The sequence below is a fragment of the Intrasporangium sp. genome (assembly GCF_035280925.1).
Lineage (GTDB): Bacteria > Actinomycetota > Actinomycetes > Actinomycetales > Dermatophilaceae > Intrasporangium.
In genome coordinates this window covers 1-13,867 of sequence record NZ_DATEEY010000208.1, presented here as the reverse complement: position 1 = coordinate 13,867, position 13,867 = coordinate 1, and the positions used below count along the sequence as shown (strand labels likewise).

The window sequence follows — 13,867 nt, the reverse complement described above, 5'->3', positions numbered from 1 at the left end:
GCTCACGATCGGCCTGCTCGCGGCCGTCGTCCTCGGCCTCGTCCTCGCGCCCGGAGCGACCGGTATCGCCATCGCCTACGGCTACGTCCTCACGGCGCCCCTCGGCTGGCTCACCGCTCCGATCCGTCGGCGGTGGATGGGGCCCGACTCCGTGGCTCCGCCGCGGACGCGCCTGCCCTCGGTCATCATGCCCGTCGATGCGGATCCCCGGGTCGACGGTGACCAGGCGGTCATGGTCGAGGACGTCGTTGCCGCACGTGGCATCGATGACGATGAGGACGAGGCTGGTGGGGACCTGGAGGGCGATGGGGAGGCTGAGGCCCGGTAAGGCGACCCTGACTGGAGCTTCCCACTCAATTACGTCACAATGGTGTGGTGTTTATCGGTGAGCGCGCGCCGCGCGAGGCAAGGGACGGCGACCTGGCGTCGCCGCTCGAGTCGCGCACCCGATCCCGAGTTCTGCACATGGTCTCCGCAGAGGGCCCGATCACCGCTGCCGAGCTCGGTCGGCACGTGGACCTGACGCCGGCGGCCGTCCGTCGCCATCTCGACGCACTCGTCGAGCAGGGGGCTGTCGTCGAGCACGAGCCGGTGGGTACTCGCCGCGGTCGGGGTCGTCCCGCCCGCGCCTACGTCGTCTCGGAGGCGGGGCACCAGGCCCTCGAGGCGGACTACGACTCGCTCGCCGTCGAGGTCCTGCACTACCTCGCCGAGCACGCCGGCCCCCAGGCCGTCGCCGACTTCGCCCGCGCTCGGGTGGCGGTGCTCGAGGAGAGGTATGCCGCTGAGCTGGCTTCCGTCGGCGACGACCCGAACGCTCGGGCCGAGACGCTCGTCGACCTGCTGAGCCGCGACGGTTTCGCCGCCTCCGCGCGTCCCGTCGGCGCTGGCGCGCTGGCGGGCGTCCAACTGTGCCAAGGGCACTGTCCGGTGCAGCACGCGGCGGAGCAGTTCCCGACCTTCTGTGAGGCCGAGACGGATGCCTTCTCGCGCCTGCTCGGGGTCCACGTCCAGCGGCTCGCGACACTGGCGGGTGGACACCACGTGTGCACCACCTTCGTCCCGGCAGCCGGCCTCTCGCGGAAGAGCGAGGGCGTGGCGGCTGTTGACGCGAGGGTGCCCACAGTGAGGGAAACCGAGAGGGGAGCTGGCCCCGGAGACCCGGCTCAGCGGCATACGACCACGTCGAACGAACCAACCAAGGAGAGGTCCCGTTCATGACCACCCACATCGAAGAGCTCAACCCGGGCCTGAAGGACATCGGGCGCTACGAGTACGGCTGGGCCGACTCGGATGTCGCCGGAGAGTCGGCCCGGCGCGGTCTGAGCGAGGAGGTCGTGCGCGACATCTCTGCGCGCAAGAACGAGCCCGAATGGATGACCAAGCTGCGCCTCAAGGGACTGTCCCTCTTCGGCAAGAAGCCGATGCCGTCCTGGGGCTCCGACCTCACGGGCATCGACTTCCAGAACATCAAGTACTTCGTGAAGTCCACGGAGAAGCAGGCCACGACGTGGGACGAGCTGCCCGAGGACATCAAGAACACCTATGACCGCCTCGGCATCCCAGAGGCCGAGAAGCAGCGTCTTGTCGCCGGTGTGGCCGCGCAGTACGAGTCGGAGGTCGTCTACCACCAGATCCGCGAGGACCTCGAGGCACAGGGGGTCATCTTCCTCGACACCGACACGGCGCTCAAGGAGCACGAGGACATCTTCCGTGAGCACTTCGCGACGGTGATCCCCGCCGGAGACAACAAGTTCGCCTCGCTCAACACGGCCGTGTGGTCGGGTGGGTCGTTCGTCTACGTCCCACCGGGCATCCACGTCGAGATCCCGCTGCAGGCCTACTTCCGGATCAACACCGAGAACATGGGGCAGTTCGAGCGGACGCTGATCATCGCCGACGAGGGCTCCTACGTGCACTACGTCGAGGGCTGCACCGCGCCGATCTACAAGTCGGACTCGTTGCACTCGGCGGTGGTCGAGATCATCGTCAAGAAGAACGCCCGAGTCCGCTACACGACGATCCAGAACTGGTCCAACAACGTCTACAACCTCGTCACCAAGCGCGCCACCTGCGAGGAGGGCGCCACGATGGAGTGGGTCGACGGCAACATCGGCTCCAAGGTGACGATGAAGTACCCGGCCGTCTTCCTCATGGGTGAGCACGCCAAGGGCGAGACGCTGTCGATCGCCTTCGCCGGCGAGGGCCAGCACCAGGACACCGGCTCGAAGATGGTGCACGCGGCTCCGAACACGAAGAGCTCGATCGTCAGCAAGTCCGTGGCGCGTGGCGGCGGTCGCGCGTCGTACCGCGGGCTCGTCCAGGTGCTCGAGGGCGCCTCGCACTCGGCCTCGACGGTGCGCTGCGACGCGCTGCTCGTCGACACGATCAGCCGCTCCGACACGTACCCCTACGTCGACATCCGCGAGGACGACGTGTCCATGGGCCACGAGGCGACCGTCTCCAAGGTGTCCGAGGACCAGCTGTTCTACCTCATGTCACGCGGGATGGCCGAGGACGAGGCGATGGCCATGATCGTGCGTGGCTTCATCGAGCCGATCGCGCGTGAGCTGCCGATGGAGTACGCCCTCGAGCTGAACCGCCTCATCGAACTCCAGATGGAAGGAGCCGTCGGCTGATGTCCGTTGCCGACACGCTTGTCGAGTCCGCAGACGGGAGGGCGCAGGGCCGGGGGAGGACGCACGTCGACCCCGTCGGCGCGTTCGTGCCCGTGCAGTCCCGAGCCGAGCGCACCGCATCTTTCGACCTCGCCGACTTCGCGGTTCCCAAGGGTCGTGAGGAGGAGTGGCGCTTCACCCCGGTGAAGAAGCTCGCCGACCTCCTGGCGGACGGGTCGAGCCCTGCCCCGTCCTGGGCGACCGAGCTGCCCGAGGGGGTCACGACATCGCCGATCACCCTCGCCGAGGCACGTGAGCTCGGGATCCTGCCCCCGCAGGACCGCGCTGCCGCGGTCGCCGCGGCAGGTGCCGCCGAGGTGCTCCTCGTGGACATCGCGCCCGAGGCGGAGCTGTCGGAGCCCGTCCGCCTCGTGCTGGACGGCGCCGGGAGCGACGGCGCGCCCGCACACGCGCACGTGGTCGTGCGCGCCGGCCACCACTCGAGGGCCACCGTCGTCGTCGACCATCGCGGATCCGGCCAGCTCACCGAGCTCGTCTCCGTCGTCACGGGCGACTCCGCCGACCTCACCCTTGTCACCGGCCAGCGGTGGGACGACGATGCGATCCACCTGGGCGAGCACGACGCACTCGTGGGCCGCGACGCGACCTACCGGCACATCTCTGTGTCGCTCGGTGGCGCGGTCGTGCGCCTGAACGCCAACGTCCGCTACGCCGGGCCCGGCGGCGACGCGACGCTGCTCGGCGTCTACTTCGCCGACGCCGGCCAGCACCTCGAGCACCGGTCCTTCGTCGACCACAACACGCCCCACTGCCAGAGCCACGTGACGTACAAGGGCGCTCTCCAGGGCGAGACTGCGCGCACGGTGTGGGTCGGCGACGCCCTCATCCGCGCCGCCGCAGAGGGCACCGACACCTACGAGCTGAACCGCAACCTCATCCTCACCGACGGCGCCCGGGCCGACTCGGTGCCCAACCTCGAGATCGAGACGGGCGAGATCGTGGGAGCCGGCCATGCCTCGGCGACAGGACGATTCGACGACCTGCAGCTGTTCTACCTGCAGTCCCGGGGCATCCCGGAGGACGAGGCCAAGCGGCTCGTCGTCCGCGGCTTCTTCGCGGACATCGTCCGCGAGATCCCGCTCACCGACCTGCGGGACGAGGTGACCGCAGCGATCGAGGCGGAGCTCGCCTCCACCGCATACGCAGCGCCCACCAACAACACCACCGACAGCACCAAGGAGAACTGACCCACGATGAGCACGCTCGAGATCAAGGGACTCACCGTCACGGTCCACACCGAGGACGGCCCCAAGGAGATCCTGCGCGGGGTCGACCTGACCGTGAAGTCGGGGGAGACGCACGCGCTCATGGGTCCGAACGGCTCCGGCAAGTCCACCTTGGCCTACAGCGTGGCCGGGCACCCCAAGTACACCGTCACGGGTGGCACGGTGACGCTCGACGGCGAGGACGTGCTCGCGATGAGCGTCGACCAGCGGGCGCGAGCCGGCCTCTTCCTCGCCATGCAGTATCCCGTCGAGGTCCCCGGCGTCACGGTGAGCAACTTCCTGCGGACGGCCAAGACCGCCATCGACGGCGAGGCGCCGAAGCTGCGCACGTGGGTCAAGGACATGAAGGGCGCCATGGGGAACCTGCGCATGGACCCCTCCTTCGCCGAGCGCAACGTCAACGAGGGCTTCTCCGGTGGTGAGAAGAAGCGCCACGAGATCCTCCAGATGGAGCTGCTCAAGCCGAAGATGGCCATCCTCGACGAGACCGACTCCGGACTCGACGTCGACGCTCTCAAGGTGGTCGCCGAGGGCGTCAACCGGGCCAGGGAGACCAACGACCTCGGGGTCCTGCTCATCACGCACTACACGCGGATCCTGCGCTACATCAAGCCCGACCACGTTCACGTCTTCGTCGACGGCAGGATCGTCGAGGAGGGCGGTCCGGAGCTGGCCGACCGCCTCGAGGAAGAGGGCTACGACCGATACGCGCCGGCTGCCGTCGCCGCTGACGCCGCCGCGGACGCCTGAGAGGCATGAGAGGACACTGACCCGAATGCGCTCTGCCGCCACGCCGCCCGCCGGCACCTTCACCGATGAGGAGGTCGCTGCCATCCGTCGTGACTTCCCCATCCTGTCGCGCACCGTGCGTGACGGCAGGCCGCTCGTCTACCTCGACTCCGGAGCCACGTCGCACAAGCCGACGCCGGTCCTCGATGCCGAGCGGGCGTTCTACGAGCAGCACAACGCGGCCGTCCACCGCGGCGCCCACCAGCTCGCCGAGGAGGCGACGGACGAGTACGAGGCCGCGCGGGCCACCATCGGCGGCTTCATCGGGGCGCCCTCGGACGAGGTCGTCTTCACGAAGAACGCGACCGAGGCGATCAACCTCGTCGCCTATGCCTTCTCGAACGTCGCCCCCACGGATGACCCGAAGGACGACCGCTTCGTGCTCGGGCCGGGCGACGAGATCCTCGTCACCGAGATGGAGCACCACGCCAACCTCGTGCCGTGGCAGGAGCTGGCCCGGCGCACGGGAGCCAGGCTCCGCTGGATACCGGTCGGCGCCGACGGGGCGCTCGACCTGACCGGTCTCGCCTACCTGCTCACGGAGCGGACCAAGGTCCTCGCCGTCACCCACGTCTCCAACGTCCTGGGCACGATCAACCCGGTGACCGAGCTCGCCGAGCGGGCCCACGCGCTCGGTGCCCTCGTCGTGGTCGACGCGTGCCAGTCGGTCCCGCACCTGCCGGTCGACGTGACGACGCTGGGTGCCGACTTCATCGCGTTCAGCGGCCACAAGATGTACGGGCCCATGGGGATCGGCGTCCTCTGGGGTCGCGCCGAGCTGCTCGAGGTCATGCCACCCTTCCTGACGGGCGGGTCGATGATCGAGCTGGTCACCATGGAGCGATCGACCTGGGCGCCGGCGCCGCAGAAGTTCGAGGCCGGCGTGCCCAACGCCGCGCAGGCCGTCGGTCTCGCTGCTGCCGTCCGATGGATCGAGCGGATCGGCATCCAGCGGATCCGCGACCACGAGGCCATGCTCGTGGACGGGCTGCTGGCCGGACTCGCCGAGCGCCCCTGGGTTCGCGTCGTCGGGCCGCGGCGGGGCACCCCGCGCGGAGGTGCCGTCGCCTTCGTCGTCGAAGGCGTGCATGCCCACGACGTGGGCCAGGTGCTCGACGACGCCGGAGTTGCCGTGCGGGTCGGGCACCACTGCGCCTGGCCGCTCCACCGCGCCCTCGAGGCCGCGGCGACCACCCGGGCATCCTTCGCCGCCCACAACACCCGCGAGGAGGTGGCCGCCCTGCTCGAGGCGCTCGACCGGGTGCCCGCGACCTTCGGACTCGACGTGAAGAGCCCGGCGAGGGCGAGCTGAGATGGACCTCTACCAGGAGCTCATCCTCGAGCACTCGAAGCGGCCCCACCACGCCGGGCTGCGCGATCCGTACTCCGCCGAGGTGCACCACATCAACCCGACCTGCGGCGACGAGGTCACCCTCAGGGTGTCCATCGCCGAGGACAGTGGGGAACCCGTCGTGCGAGACGTCTCCTACGACGCCAAGGGGTGCTCCATCTCGATCGCCTCGTCGTCGGTCCTCGCCGACGAGGTCATCGGGCGTCCGGTGTCCGAGGCGCTGACCACCTTCGAAGCGATGCGCGAGATGCTCACCTCGAGGGGGAAGGTTGCGGGTGACGAGGAGATCATCGGTGACGGCGTCGCCTTCGCCGGCGTCGCCAAGTATCCCGCCCGGGTGAAGTGCGCGCTGCTCGGCTGGACTGCCCTGACCGACGCCCTGGCCCGGTCTGGCCAGGACATCAGCAGCGCCGCCACGGCCGCCCGCGCAGAGCACACGACAGCACAGCCCACGACAGCACAGCCCACGGGAGCGAAGTCATGACCACCCAGACCACCCCTGCCAACGTCGCGGATGTCGAAGAGGCCATGCGTGACGTCGTCGACCCCGAGCTCGGCATCAACGTCGTCGACCTCGGCCTCGTGTACGGGATCACCGTGGACACGCAGTCGCACGCGGTCATCGACATGACGCTGACCTCGGCTGCCTGCCCACTGACGGACGTCATCGAGGACCAGACGGCACAGGCCCTCGAGGGGCTCGTCGCGTCACACCGGATCAACTGGGTCTGGATGCCGCCGTGGGGACCCGACAAGATCACCGAGGACGGCCGCGAGCAGCTGCGCGCGCTCGGCTTCAACCTCTGACCGCCGCCGGCTGACGTGGGCTCACGCGTCATCGAGGTCGACCCCGAGCGGCTCGACCGGTGGCTCGCGGGCTTTGCCGAGCGCCACGGTCCCGTCGACGCCACTCGTGAGGACACCGCCGATGGCGTCGTTGTCCGGGCCCAGGCAGTCGACGGCGCCAGCGTCGTGGCGACTCCCTTCACCTACGACCCCCTCGGGCTCGTCCTCGTCAGAAGGGGTGGGTATGCCGCTGGGCTCGCTGTCGCAGGGAGGCTGACCGCCGCCAAGGTCGGGTCCCGTCATGTGCAGTCGCGCACGGCAGCAGGAGGCTGGTCGCAACAGAGATTCGCCCGCCGCCGCGACAAGCAGGCAGACGAGCTCGTCGAGGCGGTGGTCCGGCACACGCGCCGGGTCCTGCTCGGGGACGACGAGTCACCGCGACCGGACGCCAAGGGCCTGCCCGACGGCCTGGTGGTGGGCGGCGACCGGGCACTAGTGCGCGAGGTGCTGGCGGCGCCTGCGCTGCGCGCGCTACGCGGCCTGCCGATGCGCGAGCTCTATGACCTGCCGGACCCGAAACGCGACGTGCTGGAGACAGCCGTCCGCCGGGGCCGGGCCTACCGGGTCACGCTCACCGAGCCCGACAAGCCCGGCAACCCCTGACCGCAAGCCGCAGCGAAACACCTCGTAGCGCCGCCAGTCAGCTGACGCGATCCACGCCGAAGGTGTTGCACTGGTTGATGTCACCGGTCTCGTAGCCCTGGTTGAACCAGCTCATCCGCGCCTCCGCCGACCCATGGGTCCAGTTCTCTGGTGTGACGCGGCCTTGTACCTTCTCCTGGATCCGGTCGTCTCCGACCGCAGCCGCGGCCGAGAGCGCGTCCTCGATGTCCTGCTGGGTGATCGGCTGGAGCAACGGCGTACCATCCGCATCGGTCGTCTCCGTCGCGTGCTTGACCCACGTGCCCGCGAGGCAGTCGGCCATGAGCTCGACCCGGACCGCGCCGGAGTTCGGCCCCTGCGGGTCCTGCTGGGCGCGGTTGAGGAGGCCGAGCAGGTTCTGGATGTGGTGACCGTACTCGTGCGCGATGACGTACTCCTTGGCAAGCGGCCCGCCACTCGCGCCGAACTTGCTCTCCAGCTCCTGGAAGAAGCTCGCGTCGACGTAGACCCTGGAATCCAGGGGACAGTAGAACGGGCCGACCTGGGCGCTCGCGGTCCCACACCCGGACTGGACCTGACCCTCGTAGATGACCGTCTTGGCCATCTCGTAGTTCATCTGGTACTTGGGCAGGGTCTTGCTCCAGTAGTCGTTGGCGCTGTTCACGGTGGCGATGATGAGGCAGACGTCATCCCTGTTCGCGTCGGCGCCCGTTTTGCACTGGGAGAACTCGGACTGCTGCACCTGACCCGCTGCGCCCACCTGCTGCGGCTCGAGCTCCTGCGAGGGCAGCCCGCCGGCGCTGCCGCCGTCCGAGTCGCCGCCGAGGATGCTGCCGCCCCCGAAGATGAGCATGAGCACGAGGAGGATCAGACCGCCGATCCCGCCGCCGATCTGGATGCCACCAGGAAAGTTCCCCCCGCCGCCGCGCCCGAAGCCGCCGCCCCCACCGCTTTCCACCTGCGAGGTATCGAGCTGCGCGTTCTCGTTGAAGCTCATGTCACGCTCCTGCTGGCCTCGGCCGGGGACGTCCCGGCAAGTCGCTGTCGCCAACCCTAGTCGGGCAGCCCATACCCACAGTGGTCACAACGGACCGATTGTCGGTCACCGGTCGTCGGTCACATGTCCGGTGACTCCTCGGTCAGTCGATGACCACCGCGTCCGGGTAGGCGGTGGTGAGGCGCATCCGCACCGGGACGGTGTCGCCGATGCGCGGGGGCGGGACTCCCGCGGGGAGCACGAGGAGGCTGCACTGCATGTGCGGCGGCTCGGCGAAGCGCGGCATGGTGCCGCTGATCGTGAAGGGGGAGCGGACGCGGTGGGCGGCTTCGAGCAGCCCCTCGGCGACCGCAATCGCCCGGCTGCGGGCCGTGGCCGCAGATGCGGGGGACTCCATGGCTACCCCGTGCGACGTCCCACCGCTGACGACGACCAGGTGCCCGGCCGGCTGTGGACGCTGTCGGTAGCCGACGCGGTCGCCCCGTGCGAGTGGCCGCACGTCCAGGACGTGCGCGCGCACCTCGTAGGCGGAGCGGTCCGCGAGCCACAGATCGGTCCCCACGCGGGCCGAGAAGCGGTGCTCGGGGAAGCGGCGGCGCAGTTCGGCCACTTCCTCCGCCGTCGTGTGGGACACGAAGAACGGACGGATGCCGCCGGCGGCCTCGACGAAGCGGCTGATCTCGCCGACGTGGCCGGAGCCCAGCGGCAGGTGCAGGGCGACGCCCTCCCCGTAGCCCGCCGCCATCAGGTCGCCGACCCGCTCGACCGGTGCGCCAAACCGGCTCATCGACGTGAGCCCCTCGACGACGACGCGCGCCGCCGCATTGGCTGCACGCAGCGCATCCAGGTCCTCTCGCGCGGTGATCGTGTGGACGAGGCGACGGTTGGCGAGGTCGGGAAGCGTGGCGTCGACCGATGCCCGGAACGGCTCCATGACCAGGACGTCGCCGGCGAAGGTTGCGAGTGCCCCCGGAACCTCCGCGTAGGTCCCCACCGCGATCAGCGACACACCGAGGCGGCCCGCCTCAGCACAGAGCAGGTCCTGACCGAATCCGTAGCCGTTGCCCTTGATGACGGGGACGAGGCTCGGGTTCGCGGCGAGCGCGGCATCCTGGGCGGCGCGCCATCGGGCACCGTCGACGTGAAGCTTCAGGCTCATGGGGTCACCGCACCTTCAGGTAGAGCGAGAAGGCGGTGTAGAGGAGCCGGCTGAGCGGCAGGTCCCATTCGCCGGCGAGGCGCACTGCCTCGCCGCCCGTGCCCACCTTGAACCGGATCAGGCCGATGTGGGGGTTGTCCTCTGCCACGGTGTTCGTGATGCCACGCAGGTCGTAGACGGTCGCGCCGGCCGCGAGGGCGTCCCGCATCATCCGCCACTGGATGGCCGTCGAGGCCTGCAGCTCGCGCTTGGCGGCCGTGGAGGCGCCGTACGAGTACCAGGCGTGCTGCCCGACCCGGATCCAGATCGTCGCGGCAAGGACGTCATCCGCGTGCTCGGCCAGGTAGACGCGGATCCGGTCCGGGCCCTCGGCCGACATCACGCGATACATCCGCTCGAAGTACTCGAGCCGCCGCGGCGTGAACGTGTCGCGGCCAGCCGTCTCCAGGTACAGCCGGTGGAAGGTCCCGAGGTCCGAGGCGTCGCCCACGCGGACCACGACGCCATTCTTCTCGGTCTTCTTGATGTTCCGACGCCAGAGCTGGTTCATCCCTGAGAGGAGATCCGCTTCAGTCCTGCCCGCGAGCGGGACCTGGAAGACGTACTCGGGCTGCCCCGCCAGAAAGCCGTCGTCGGCGGCGAGGTGCCTGAACCCCAGGCGCCGCAGGGTCGCGACGACGCTGGTGCCGAGCGGTGCCACGACGTCGGGTGTGGCCTCGTCGTATCGCCTCGTGACCGGGTCGGCGATCGCCGCCTTGATCGTGGCGGCGTGCCATCGGTGGGTCGGGACGGGCGGTCCCAGGCGCAGTGCGAAGGCACCCTTGGCCTTGAGGTGGTCGCGCAGGACCTTGAGCAGCTCGACCAGCCGGGGGGAACCCCAGTCGATGCACGGCCCCTCCGGGATGTAAGCGAGTGATCGGCCGATCATGGGCAGGGTGCGGTGCAGGATGAGCGCTGCGCCCACCATGACATCGCCCTCGAACCAACCCACGGACTCGGCACGCCAGTCCGTCTTCACCAGTCCCCAGGCCGGCGTCTGCAGGAAGCTCGCGGATGGCTGCTCACGGAGCCACCGCAGGTGCTCCTCGACGCTGATGTCCCGGATGGTGATGGGGGCTCTGTCAGGCTGACTCACGGGGCATCACGCTACCGTCAAGGGATGGCGAAGCTGACTCCGTACATCTGTGTCGCCGATACCCGGGCCGCCATCGACTTCTACGCCCGGGCGTTCGATGCCGTCGTGTCCTACGAGCCCGTCGTCATGCCGGATGGGCGAGTGGGGCACGCCGAGATCACGATCGAGGGCGCGCGCCTGATGCTGTCGGATCCCTTCGCCGAAGTCGGCGTCGAGGTTGCCGACGAGGAGCGCGGTGCTGCGGTGACCCTGCACCTGCAGACCGGGGACGTCGACGCCCTGGCCCTGAATGCGGTCGCGGCCGGCGCCCGCCTCGACCGCGGGCCCGAGGACGCAGGCGTCGGGCGAGTCGCCGTGCTGCGCGACCCGTTCGGCCACCGCTGGTTCCTCAACGACGAGTCGTCGTGAATCTTGGTCGAGGGCACGCTGCGGACGCTGGCAGAATGGTCAGGTAGCCAGGCCGCTGACGAAGTGCGGCAAGTGAAAGGACCTGCCGTGATCGTCGCCACCGGGATCGAGTTGCGTGCCGGGTCACGCCTCCTGCTCGAGGACGCCAGCTTCCGCATCGACACGGGCGATCGCATCGGGCTCGTCGGACGCAACGGCGCGGGCAAGACGACCCTGACCAAGGCGCTGGCGGGGGAGGCGCAGCCTGCGGCGGGGACGGTGACCCGTACCGGCGCCGTCGGCTACCTACCCCAGGACCCGCGCACCGGGGACCTCGAGATCCTGGCCCGCGACCGCATCCTGTCGGCTCGTGGACTCGACGAGATCGTCCGTCGCCGAGCGCGCGCGGAGGAGCGGATGGCGAGCGACGACGAGACCGTGCGCGAGAAGGCCATGGCGCAGTACGCGCGTCTCGAGGTCGACTTCGAGGCAGCCGGTGGCTACGCCGCGGAGTCGGAGGCAGCGGCCATCGCGGGCGCCCTCGGACTCGAGGAACGGATCCTGACGCAGCCACTGCGGACGCTTTCCGGCGGCCAGCGCAGAAGGGTGGAACTGTCGCGGATCCTCTTCTCCGGCAATGAGACCCTGCTTCTCGACGAGCCGACCAACCATCTCGATGCCGACTCCATCGTGTGGCTGCGCGAGTACCTGCGCGGCTACAAGGGCGGGCTCATCGTGATCAGCCACGATGTCGAGATGCTCGATGAGGTGGTCAACAAGGTCTATCACCTCGACGCAAACAGGTCCGCGCTCGACGTCTACAACATGGGGTGGAAGACCTACCTCCAACAGCGGGAGACGGACGAGCGCCGCCGGAAGCGTGAGCTCGCCAACGCGCAGAAGAAGGCGAGCGCCCTGCTCGCGCAGGCGGACAAGATGCGGGCCAAGGCGACCAAGGCGACCGCGGCCCAGAACATGGCAAAGCGGGCCGAGCGGCTTCTGGCCGGCGTCGAAGGGGAGCGGGCCCGGGACAAGGTCGCCAAGCTGCGCTTCCCGAAGCCGGCACCGTGCGGCAAGACGCCGCTACGGGCGTCCGGCCTGTCGCGGTCGTACGGCTCGCTCGAGGTCTTCACCGACGTGGACCTGGCGATCGACCGGGGCAGCAAGGTCGTGGTGCTCGGCCTCAACGGTGCCGGAAAGACCACGCTGCTCCGGATGCTGGCCGGGGTCGACGAGCCCGACACGGGGCAGGTGGAGCCGGGTCACGGGCTCAAGCTCGGCTACTACGCCCAGGAGCACGAGAACCTCGACATCGACCGCACCGTCCTGGAGAACATGAAGTCGGCTGCGCCGCAACTGGGGGAGACCGACGTCCGCAAGGTGCTCGGCTCCTTCCTCTTCTCCGGCGACGACGTCGAGAAGCCGGCCGGAGTCCTCTCCGGTGGCGAGAAGACCCGGCTCTCGCTCGCGCTGCTGGTCGTCTCCGCAGCCAACGTGTTGTTGCTCGACGAGCCGACGAACAACCTGGACCCGGCATCCCGCGCGGAGATCCTGGGCGCCCTGTCGACCTACGAGGGTGCCGTCGTCCTCGTGACGCACGATGAGGGTGCGGTCGACGCCCTCGAGCCGGAGCGCATTCTGCTTCTGCCCGACGGTGTCGAGGACCACTGGGGACCGGACTACAAGGACCTCATCGCGCTGGCCTAGCCCGCGCCCAGCCCGGCAGAGGGCACGTGATCATCGAGATGGATGCCGTATGCCGCTGGGCTCGCTTTCCCTCGCCAGGCACCTCCCAGCGTTGCTGGGGTTTGCCCGGGAGTCCGAGCGCTATCGGCCGGCAGAAGCTCAGGCAGGGCGTTGGGCTCCGACGGGCAGGGACTCGGTGGAGGGGCGTGCTGCGATCCGCGGCATCGCCGGGCCGATCGAGACCGGGACCCCGTTGAGCAGCCAGGTGACTCCGTCGTCACCGACGTGTGCCGTAATGCCGCGGTTGCGCACCATGGTGTGGTGCCTTCCGCAGATCAGGGCGCCGTTGGCCAGGTTGGTTGGGCCTCCCAGCGACCACTCCGTGATGTGGTGTGCCTCGCACCATTGCGGCGGGATGGTGCATCCGGGGAAGGAGCAGTCGTGGTCACGTCTGGCCAGGGCGAGTCGCTGCGCCGCGGTGAAGTAGCGCTCGTGGAAGCCTTGGTCGAGCACCTGGGACGGGCCGCCGAGGACGGTGGGGATGATCTGCGCCTCACAGGCGAGGCGGCGGACCGTGCCGGGCGAGAGGACGGCGTCGTTGTCGGCCAGGCCGGCGCCGCGAACCTGGTCGAGCAGGGCCGTCCTTGGTGTCGCCGGTCCAGCCCAGGTCTGGGCGGGGCCGGGCCAGCGGGTCGATCGCGGCATCGAGCACCGCGGCACACTCTTGGTCGAGCCGGAGCCGGTACTCCGTGTAGTCAGCCGTGGACCCGATCTTGCGGAGCGCGCGTCCGAGGCGTCGACCCTCGTCCTGCCGGTCGAGCTCGCTCGGCGGCTTGAGCGCGGCACGAGCATGTGCCGCGACCCGGTTCAGCTCCGTGACGCTCAGGTGCTCGATGTTCTCCACGATGGTGTCGATGATCCCGTCGAGCTGCCCCGGGTCGGCGATGCGGACGACGTCCTTGTGCAGGCGCAGGACCACCGCGGCCTGC

At 69.5% G+C, this 13,867-nt stretch carries 14 protein-coding genes and 2 pseudogenes; 11 read left to right on the top strand and 5 right to left on the bottom strand.

Annotation, left to right across the window (positions count from 1 at the left end; all coding sequences use genetic code 11):
- The 9 genes and pseudogenes from VJN29_RS18845 to VJN29_RS18805 all read left to right on the top strand — a co-directional run.
- Positions 1-328 (top strand): annotated as a pseudogene (locus VJN29_RS18845) (hypothetical protein); the annotation flags it as partial.
- A gap of 47 nt (positions 329-375) precedes the next feature.
- A complete protein-coding gene (locus VJN29_RS18840) occupies positions 376-1,221 on the top strand; it encodes a helix-turn-helix transcriptional regulator (RefSeq protein ID WP_324145179.1) in 846 nt (281 codons plus the stop codon).
- Positions 1,218-2,639, top strand: coding sequence for a Fe-S cluster assembly protein SufB (sufB, locus tag VJN29_RS18835; RefSeq protein ID WP_324145178.1), 1,422 nt, complete (start codon positions 1,218-1,220; stop codon positions 2,637-2,639). Before VJN29_RS18840 ends, sufB begins: the two co-directional genes overlap by 4 nt.
- Positions 2,639-3,886 carry a Fe-S cluster assembly protein SufD gene (gene sufD, locus VJN29_RS18830; RefSeq protein WP_324145177.1) on the top strand — a complete coding sequence of 416 codons (1,248 nt, stop codon included), beginning with the start codon at positions 2,639-2,641 and terminating at the stop codon, positions 3,884-3,886. Before sufB ends, sufD begins: the two co-directional genes overlap by 1 nt.
- 6 nt (positions 3,887-3,892) lie before the next feature.
- Entirely contained in the window at positions 3,893-4,675 is a 783-nt protein-coding gene (gene sufC, locus VJN29_RS18825) for a Fe-S cluster assembly ATPase SufC (protein ID WP_324145176.1), read from the top strand.
- A 25-nt stretch (positions 4,676-4,700) separates the two neighbouring features.
- Positions 4,701-6,026, top strand: a complete 1,326-nt coding sequence (locus VJN29_RS18820) for a SufS family cysteine desulfurase (protein WP_324145175.1) — start codon at positions 4,701-4,703, stop codon at positions 6,024-6,026.
- Position 6,027: 1 nt separating this feature from the next.
- The gene (gene sufU / locus VJN29_RS18815) at positions 6,028-6,549 is read left to right on the top strand and encodes a Fe-S cluster assembly sulfur transfer protein SufU (protein WP_324145174.1); all 522 of its coding nucleotides are present in this window, start codon (positions 6,028-6,030) and stop codon (positions 6,547-6,549) included.
- On the top strand, positions 6,546-6,872 hold the full coding sequence (locus VJN29_RS18810; RefSeq protein ID WP_324145173.1) for a metal-sulfur cluster assembly factor: 327 nt from the start codon (positions 6,546-6,548) through the stop codon (positions 6,870-6,872). Before sufU ends, VJN29_RS18810 begins: the two co-directional genes overlap by 4 nt.
- A gap of 15 nt (positions 6,873-6,887) precedes the next feature.
- A complete protein-coding gene (locus VJN29_RS18805) occupies positions 6,888-7,514 on the top strand; it encodes an acVLRF1 family peptidyl-tRNA hydrolase (protein WP_324145172.1) in 627 nt (208 codons plus the stop codon).
- Between the two features lie 37 nt (positions 7,515-7,551).
- On the opposite strand, the gene ypfJ is transcribed toward VJN29_RS18805, so the two are convergent.
- The 3 genes from ypfJ to VJN29_RS18790 all read right to left on the bottom strand — a co-directional run bounded on the left by ypfJ (position 7,552) and on the right by VJN29_RS18790 (position 10,805).
- Positions 7,552-8,511 (bottom strand): KPN_02809 family neutral zinc metallopeptidase, encoded by a 960-nt coding sequence (gene ypfJ, locus VJN29_RS18800; protein WP_324145171.1) that lies wholly within the window; start codon positions 8,509-8,511, stop codon positions 7,552-7,554.
- 142 nt (positions 8,512-8,653) lie between these two features.
- Positions 8,654-9,670 carry an alanine racemase gene (locus VJN29_RS18795; protein ID WP_324145170.1) on the bottom strand — a complete coding sequence of 339 codons (1,017 nt, stop codon included), beginning with the start codon at positions 9,668-9,670 and terminating at the stop codon, positions 8,654-8,656.
- 4 nt (positions 9,671-9,674) lie between these two features.
- On the bottom strand, positions 9,675-10,805 hold the full coding sequence (locus VJN29_RS18790) for a lipid II:glycine glycyltransferase FemX (protein ID WP_324145169.1): 1,131 nt from the start codon (positions 10,803-10,805) through the stop codon (positions 9,675-9,677).
- A gap of 24 nt (positions 10,806-10,829) precedes the next feature.
- Between VJN29_RS18790 and VJN29_RS18785 the strand changes: the two genes are divergently transcribed.
- Together VJN29_RS18785 and VJN29_RS18780 are read left to right on the top strand one after the other, a co-directional pair.
- Positions 10,830-11,213 (top strand): VOC family protein, encoded by a 384-nt coding sequence (locus VJN29_RS18785; protein ID WP_324145168.1) that lies wholly within the window; start codon positions 10,830-10,832, stop codon positions 11,211-11,213.
- Between the two features lie 87 nt (positions 11,214-11,300).
- A complete protein-coding gene (locus VJN29_RS18780; protein ID WP_324145167.1) occupies positions 11,301-12,899 on the top strand; it encodes an ABC-F family ATP-binding cassette domain-containing protein in 1,599 nt (532 codons plus the stop codon).
- A 138-nt stretch (positions 12,900-13,037) separates the two neighbouring features.
- Here the strand turns inward: VJN29_RS18780 and VJN29_RS18775 are convergent, their stop codons facing one another.
- Positions 13,038-13,391, bottom strand: a complete 354-nt coding sequence (locus VJN29_RS18775) for an HNH endonuclease signature motif containing protein (RefSeq protein WP_324145180.1) — start codon at positions 13,389-13,391, stop codon at positions 13,038-13,040.
- Between the two features lie 40 nt (positions 13,392-13,431).
- A pseudogene (locus VJN29_RS18770) lies at positions 13,432-13,867 on the bottom strand (hypothetical protein); the annotation flags it as partial.